Below are 6,977 nucleotides of genomic sequence, written 5' to 3'. Positions count from 1 at the left end.
GTGCGGCTTTCGATGTCGCTGTCATGCCCCCACACCGCGTCGAGCAGTCGCTCGCGCGAGAAGACCCAGCCGGGATGCTCCAGGAAGTGCTTGAGCAGGCGGAATTCGGTCGGGCCGAGCGGGACGACTTCGCCGCCGCGGCGGACCTTGTGGCCGACCGTGTCCATTTCGATGTCGGCATAGGTCAGCGCTTCACCGGCCAGCGCAGGGCGGACGCGGCGCAGCACCGCGCCGACCCGCGCCACCAGTTCGCGCGGGGAAAAGGGCTTGGTGACATAATCGTCGGCACCGGTTTCGAGGCCGCGCACGCGATCCTCTTCCTCGCCGCGCGCCGTCAGCATGATGATCGGGACGTTCGCCGTCTCGCTCATCCGGCGCAGACGGCGGCACACTTCGATGCCCGACAGGCTTTCGACCATCCAGTCGAGCAGGACGATGTCGGGCGGCGATTCCTGGGCGAGTAGCAACGCTTCCTCGCCATCCGGGGTGTGGCGGACCTCGAAATCCTCCCGGCGGAAATGATAGGTGAGGAGCTCGGCCAGCGCGGCATCATCCTCGACCAGCAGCATGCGTGCGCGGCTCATCTCAGGCCTCCGGAACCTCGACCGTATCGCGTTCGGCCATGTAGCTGCCCGTCGCGGCAAAATAGACCATTTCGGCGACGTTGGTCGCATGGTCGCCGATCCGCTCGATATTCTTGGCGACGAACAGCAGATGGGCGACCTCGCTCACCGTCCGCGGGTTCTCGACCATATAGGTGACCAGGGTGCGGAAGATGCTGTCGTAGAAATCGTCCAGCCGGTTGTCGCGCTCGACCACGCGGATGGCGGCTTCGGCATCGCGCGCCGAAAAGGCGTCGAGCACGTCATGGACCATTTCGCTCGCCATCTGTGCCATGGCGGGCAGGATCGAAATCGCCTCGATGCGGTCGGCGCCGGGGGTGTGGACGAGGGGCACGCGCTTGGCGATATTCTTGGCGTAATCGCCGATCCGCTCGACCACCGCCGCGATCTTGAGCGCGGCCACCACTTCGCGCAGATCGTCTGCCATCGGCGCACGCAGCGCGATGACGCGGACCGCGAGCTTCTCGACCTCGGCCTCGATCGCGTCGATCGCCTTGTCCTTGGCACGGACGTCCTTCGCCAGTGCGGTATCGTTGCGGCTCAACGCCAGCATCGAGTCGGCAATCGCCTGTTCGGCGAGGCCGCCCATCTGCGAGATCAGCGCGCGCAGATGCTTGATATCCTCGTCGAACGCCTTGACCGTGTGTTCGTGGCCCGTTGCCATCTCAGCCGTACCTTCCGGTGATATAATCCTTGGTCCGCTCCTGGCGGGGCGCCGTAAAGATTTGGTCGGTCTCGCCATATTCGACAAGCGTGCCGAGGTGGAAAAACGCGGTGCGCTGGCTGACGCGTGCGGCCTGCTGCATGTTGTGGGTGACGATCACGATGGCATATTTGCCGCGCAGCTCGTGGATCAGCTCTTCGATCTTCGCCGTCGCGATCGGGTCGAGTGCCGAGCAGGGTTCGTCCATCAGGATGACTTCGGGATCGACCGCGATGGCGCGCGCGATACACAGCCGCTGCTGCTGACCGCCCGACAGCGCGGTGCCGCTGTCCTGCAGCCGGTCCTTGACCTCTTCCCACAGGCCGGCGCGCTTGAGCGACCGCTCGACGATCGCGTCCATGTCGCTGCGCGAGCGTGCCAGGCCGTGGATGCGCGGGCCATAGGCGACGTTTTCATAGATCGACTTGGGGAAGGGGTTCGGCTTCTGGAACACCATGCCGACGCGCGCGCGCAGCTGCACCACGTCCATCGACTTGTCGTAGATATCCTCGCCGTCCAGCATGATCCGCCCTTCAACCCGCGCGCTGGCGACGGTGTCGTTCATGCGGTTGAGCGTGCGCAGGAAGGTCGACTTGCCGCAGCCCGACGGACCGATGAACGCGGTTACATTGTCCATGTCGACATCGATCGACACGTCGCGGATCGCCTGTTTCTCGCCATAGAAGACGTTGACGCCGCGCGCCGACATCTTGGGCGTGGCCCCAGTCCGGGCGGGCGCGGCGCTGTCGATGGCGGTGCTTGAATAATCGGTTTGGGTCATCACCAGCGGGTCTCGAATCGGTTGCGAAGATAGATGGCGATGGCATTCATCGCGAGCAGGAAGACGAGCAGGACGATGATCGCGGCGCTCGTCTTTTCGACAAAGCCGCGGCTCACCTGGTCCGACCACAGGAAGATCTGCACCGGCAAAACCGTCGCAGGATCGAACACGCTGCCCGGCGGGGTGACGATGAAGGCGCGCATGCCGATCAGCAGCAGCGGCGCCGTCTCACCCAGCGCGCGCGCCATGCCGATGATCGTGCCCGTCAGGATCCCGGGCAGCGCGAGCGGCAGGACGTGGTGGAACACCACCTGGATGCGGCTCGCGCCGATGCCCAGCGCCGCGTCGCGGATCGACGGCGGTACCGCCTTGATCGCGTTGCGGCCGGCGATGACGATGACCGGCATGATCATCAGTGCCAGCGTGAGGCCGCCGACCAGTGGCGCCGACCGCGGCAAGTGCAGAAAGTTGAGGAACACGGCGAGGCCGAGCAGGCCGAAGATGATCGACGGCACCGCGGCGAGGTTATTGATCGAAACCTCGATCAGATCGGTCCAGCGGTTCCGCGGCGCATATTCTTCCAGATAGACGGCCGAGAACACGCCGATCGGGAAGGCGATCAGCAGCGTCACCAGCATCGTCAGCAGCGAGCCCTTGAGCGCGCCCCAGATGCCGACCCCGGTCGGATCGGTGGCGTCGGAGCCGGACAGGAAGTCGATATTGAACCCCTGGGTCAGCGTCCCCTGGTCGCGCAGGCGGGTCGCCACCTTGATCACTTCGGGATCGGTGCCATCGCCCTTCGCGGCGAGCGCGATCGGCGATGAGGCAGGCACGTCGATCGACGCGCGGCCCTGCAGCAGCTCGGGCCGTGCCTTGAGCTCGTCGCGCACTGCGACCCATGCGCTTTCGGAGATGTAATCGGCGCCGTCCGGGCCAAAGGCGGCGACGGCGGCATTCGCGACAACATCGTTCAGCCCGGCACTGGCCAGCGCCAGATCGGCACCCTTGCCGCGCAGCTGTTCCGGGGTCACCTCGAGCGCCGCCGCCTTGAAGTCGATCGGCAATGCGATCTCGGCGCGCTGAAAGCCGCCAATCCCCTGCCACAACATGGTGACGAGCAGGAAGGCGAGGAAGCTGGCCGATCCGATGACGGCCGCCAGCCCCCACATGCGGAAGCGACGCTCCTTGGCATAGCGGGCGCGGATGCGCTTTTGCATCGCGTCGGTCTTCCAGCCGGTCGGGGCCGCGGGCGCGGGTTCTTCGGGGCCGGTCGGAAGCTGCGGGACGAGGGACTCACTCATAAGCTTCGCGATACTTTTTGACGACGCGCAGCGCGACGATGTTGAGGAGGAAGGTGATCATGAACAACGTCAGCCCCAGCGCGAATGCGGCGAGCGTCTTGGGGCTGTCGAACGCGGTTTCACCGGTCAGCAGGTCGACGATCTGCTTGGTCACGGTCGTCGCGCCTTCGAACGGATTGAGCGTGATGTTCGCGGCGCCCGACGCCGCCATCACGACAATCATGGTCTCGCCGATCGCACGACTGACCGCGAGCAGGATGCCGGCGACCACGCCCGGGAGGGCGGCGGGGATCAGCACGCGCTTGATCGTCTCGCTGGTCGTCGCGCCCATCGCGAGCGAGCCGTCGCGCATCGCGGTGGGGACGGCGGCGATCGAGTCATCGGCCATCGACGACACGAACGGGATGATCATGATGCCCATCACCAGACCTGCCGACAGCGCGCTTTCAGCCGAGGCGAATTGAAAGCCCAGCATCACCGCGAAATCGCGGATCAGCGGCCCGACGGTGAGTGCGGCGAAATAGCCATAGACCACGGTCGGCACGCCGGCGAGGATCTCGAGGATCGGCTTCATCCACGCGCGGAAGCTGCGCGGCGCATATTGGGTGAGGTAGATCGCACTCATCAGGCCGAAGGGGATCGCGATGATCATCGCGATGACCGCGCCGATGAAGAACGTGCCCCAGAACAGCGGCAGCGCGCCCAGATTCGCCCCGGGATCGTCGGCGCGGATCACCTGCGGGCTCCAGTTCAGCCCGAACAGGAAGTCGGTGACCGGCACGATCGAGAAGAAACGGACGCTTTCGAAGATCAGCGACAGGAAGATGCCGAGCGTCGTCAGGATCGCGATCAGCGACGCGACCAGCAGCACCATCATCACCGCTCGCTCGAACTTCGTCCGGGCCCTGAAATCCGGGTTGATCCGGGTGAAGGCAAACGCACCGAAGGCGAAGGCAAGGATCAGCGCCAGCGCGGTGCCGATCCAGTTATAGCGGCTCAGCGCAGCGGCATAGGCCGGGGCGAGCTGTTCGGCGAGGGGATAGAAGGCACCCTGGCTGCTGCCCTCGGCCAGGCTGCGCGCTTCGTTCAAGATTGTTTCGCGTTCGAACCCGAATGCCGGAAGCTGCGCGGCGGCGGGGGTCGAGAGCACGGTTTCGGTGACCAGGCTCGGGCTGACATTCACCCAGATGACGAGGAAGATCAGCGCCGGGACGACAGCCCAGGTCGCGACATACCAGCCATGCTGGCTCGGCAGGCTGTGCAGCCGCTTGGCGGGGAGACCGCGCGCCATCCGCGCCGCGCGCGCACGCGCCGTCAGCCAGGCGATCAGGCCCAGGCCGAGGATCAGGAACAGGAGTGCGAAAACATTCACCGGTCGAAGCCGCCTATCTGGAAACGGAGTTGGTGTCGGTTCGGATTATTTGAGATCGCTACGCTGCATCGTCAGACCCTTGGCGATCGTGTCGCTCGCCTTGCTGCGATCCGCGTCCGACGACGCGATCATGCCGCGCTTGGCCAGCGGACCACCCGGGCCCCACATCCGCGTATACTGCGCAAGGAATTCGTTGATCCCCGGCACCGCCTTCAGGTGCTGTTTCTTGACATAGATGAACATCGCGCGGGCACCGGGATATTGGCCCGACGAAATCGCCGCATAGCTCGGCTCGACGCCGTTGACCGGCACGCCCTTCAGCCGCGCGGCATTTTCCTCGAGATAGGAATAGCCGAACACGCCGATCGCATTGGGATTGGCGCTCAGTTTCTGGACGATCAGATTGTCGTTCTCGCCCGAATCGACATAGACGCCGTCCTCGCGGACGCGGGTGCACAGCTCGGTCGCCTTGTCCTTGTCGGTCTTTTCGATGTCCTTGACCTGCGGATAGGCCTCTTCGCAGCCCGGATGCATGATCAGTTCGTGCAGCGAATCGCGCGTGCCGCTGGTTGCGGGCGGGCCCATTACCGAGATCGGCACCGCCGGCAGCGACGGATTGATGTCCGACCACAGCCGCGCCGTGTTGGGCTTGCCCATCGGACTTGCGGCGAGCGCGCGATAGGCTTCGGCGAGCGTCAGCTGAATCTTGGGGCCGTTGGTCGCCTCGGCAAAGGCGATGCCGTCCATGCCGACCTGCACCTCGAGGATGTCGGTGACACCGTTGCGCTGACACAGGTCGAATTCCGACGCGGTCATGCGGCGCGAGGCATTCGTCATGTCGGGATGCTGCGGTCCGACTCCGGCGCAGAACAGCTTCATGCCGCCGCCGGTGCCGGTCGATTCGATCACGGGTGCCTTGAAGCTGCCTGAATTGACGAACTGCTCGGCGACCATGGTGGTGAAGGGATAGACCGTCGAAGAACCCACGATCTTGATCTGGTCGCGTGACGCCTGACCCGCGCCGCCACAGGCAGACAAGGCCAGCGCCGAAAGCGCGATCAGCGAAAAACTGCGCATCGTGATTCCCCACGGCCGTCTTGCGAGTCGCGAAACGGGGGCCGGTCCCGTCCGCGCTGGCCCTGTGTTTCAGTTGCGTGACGCTATGATGACACCGCCTCCGGAATCGGTGCGACGGGCAGCAAAATGGTGACCGATGTGCCCTGACCCACCACGCTGGCGATGTCGAGGCGACCGCGGTGCCGCTCGACGATATGCTTGACGATCGCGAGCCCCAGACCGGTGCCCCCTGCCGCACGGCTGCGGCTCGAATCGACGCGATAGAATCGCTCGGTCAGGCGGGGGAGGTGCTCGGGCGCAATGCCCTCGCTCTCGTCGCGCACGGTCAGGCGGACCATCGCCGAATCGGTCGCGTCGAGCGCAACGGTGACTGGCGTCCCGGCGCGGCCATATTTCATGGCGTTGCCGATAATGTTGTGCAGCAGCTGCGACAATTGCACCCGGTCGCCGCGAACCGGTGGCAGTTCATCGATGGTCAGGGCAATATCCGCAGCCCGCGCTGGTGCGAGCGACGACAGCTCGTCGCGCACTTGCGCGAGCAGGGCGGCGAGATCGACGACATCGTCGGGCGCGCGATATTTCTCCGCCTCGATCCGCGACAGCGATATGAGATCGTCGATCAGCCGCCGCATCCGGCGCGCCTCATTATCCATGACCTTGAGGAAGCGGGCGCGCGTCTCGGGATCGTCGGCGGCATCCTCCAGCGTCTCGATAAACCCCAGGATCGAGGCGAGCGGGGTGCGCAGCTCGTGGCTGGCATTGGCGACGAAATCGACTCGCATCCGGTCCGCCGCATGCGCCCCGGTGCGGTCGCTCAGATGGACGACCCGCGCGCCGCCCGGCAGCGCGCGCACGCGCATCTCCCAGCGCTGGTCGCGGGTGCCCAGGCCGACGAGATGGATCGGGCCGCCCGGCGCGCCCTCGACCGGGTTCAGCAGCCGCTCGGCGGCGGCGGGGTGACGGATCGCAACGCGGACATCCTCGCCCAGGATATGCTCGCCCAGCAGCGCGCGCGCCGCGCGATTGGCCGCCGCGACCCGCTGCGCCTCGACCAGCAGCATCGGTTCGAACACCGCCTCGATCGCCTCGGCAACGCCGGCCGGGGCGGTGCTGACGGGGT

At 65.8% G+C, this 6,977-nt stretch carries 7 protein-coding genes; all 7 read right to left on the bottom strand.

Translation table 11 applies throughout. From position 1 onward, the window contains the following. Nucleotides 1–584, bottom strand: a 584-nt coding sequence (locus tag AX681_RS16205) for a response regulator (RefSeq protein ID WP_066682492.1), incomplete at its 3' end; no start/stop codon positions are given. A gap of 1 nt (nt 585) precedes the next feature. Continuing rightward, nucleotides 586–1,287 carry a phosphate signaling complex protein PhoU gene (gene phoU / locus AX681_RS16200; protein ID WP_066662520.1) on the bottom strand — a complete coding sequence of 234 codons (702 nt, stop codon included), beginning with the start codon at nt 1,285–1,287 and terminating at the stop codon, nt 586–588. Between the two features lies 1 nt (nt 1,288). After that, nucleotides 1,289–2,107 carry a phosphate ABC transporter ATP-binding protein PstB gene (gene pstB, locus AX681_RS16195; RefSeq protein WP_066662513.1) on the bottom strand — a complete coding sequence of 273 codons (819 nt, stop codon included), beginning with the start codon at nt 2,105–2,107 and terminating at the stop codon, nt 1,289–1,291. Continuing rightward, complete coding sequence (pstA, locus tag AX681_RS16190) at nt 2,107–3,408, bottom strand: phosphate ABC transporter permease PstA (protein ID WP_066662510.1); 1,302 nt, start codon at nt 3,406–3,408, stop codon at nt 2,107–2,109. Before pstA ends, pstB begins: the two co-directional genes overlap by 1 nt. Further along, entirely contained in the window at nt 3,401–4,780 is a 1,380-nt protein-coding gene (gene pstC / locus AX681_RS16185) for a phosphate ABC transporter permease subunit PstC (RefSeq protein WP_066662508.1), read from the bottom strand. Before pstC ends, pstA begins: the two co-directional genes overlap by 8 nt. Before the next feature lie 45 nt (nt 4,781–4,825). Next, nucleotides 4,826–5,857, bottom strand: coding sequence for a substrate-binding domain-containing protein (locus AX681_RS16180; RefSeq protein ID WP_066662506.1), 1,032 nt, complete (start codon nt 5,855–5,857; stop codon nt 4,826–4,828). 83 nt (nt 5,858–5,940) lie between these two features. Next, a partial coding sequence (locus tag AX681_RS16175) for a sensor histidine kinase (RefSeq protein ID WP_066682490.1) occupies nt 5,941–6,977 on the bottom strand: 1,037 nt, incomplete at its 5' end.

Origin of the sequence: Sphingomonas sp. CCH9-E2 (assembly GCF_001557215.1) — a bacterium.
Lineage (GTDB): Bacteria > Pseudomonadota > Alphaproteobacteria > Sphingomonadales > Sphingomonadaceae > Sphingomonas.
Note: the sequence above shows the minus strand (reverse complement) of the source record. Positions and strands in the feature narration are given on the sequence as shown.

Excerpts from the sequence above, each read along its gene's own strand:
- phoU (WP_066662520.1), bottom strand. The coding sequence starts at position 1,287 with ATGGCAACGGGCCACGAACACACGGTCAAGGCGTTCGACGAGGATATC.
- pstB (WP_066662513.1), bottom strand. The coding sequence starts at position 2,107 with ATGACCCAAACCGATTATTCAAGCACCGCCATCGACAGCGCCGCGCCC.
- pstA (WP_066662510.1), bottom strand. The coding sequence starts at position 3,408 with ATGAGTGAGTCCCTCGTCCCGCAGCTTCCGACCGGCCCCGAAGAACCC.
- AX681_RS16180 (WP_066662506.1), bottom strand. The coding sequence starts at position 5,857 with ATGCGCAGTTTTTCGCTGATCGCGCTTTCGGCGCTGGCCTTGTCTGCC.